General features: G+C 58.3%; 1 pseudogene. It reads right to left on the reverse strand.

The features are described 5' to 3' along the window. Nucleotides 1–210: pseudogene (locus tag GWC77_RS30200) on the reverse strand (hypothetical protein); the annotation flags it as partial. Nucleotides 211–252: the final 42 nt, after the last annotated feature.

Here is a 252-nt window from a genome sequence, read left to right on the forward strand (position 1 = left end):
GACGTTGGTACACCATTGCCGCAACATCTCGGAGACGACATGGATTTGCTTGCGCTCGAGAATCTCGCGCAGTTGCTCGCGGTACAGCCAGGCGCGGGCGGTGCGCTTGGTGGCGTACTGTCGCACCGTAAGCGGTAAGCCATGGGCGTTATAGAGTTCGCGTAAAGGCAATCGCACAATGCCGCCATTGAGTTCGCTCAGGAGGGGCAAGCGATGACGGCCTTCGCAAGAGAAGAATTGGAATCGGTGTGG

It is taken from the genome of Paraburkholderia sp. NMBU_R16 (assembly GCF_013282575.1).
GTDB lineage: Bacteria > Pseudomonadota > Gammaproteobacteria > Burkholderiales > Burkholderiaceae > Trinickia.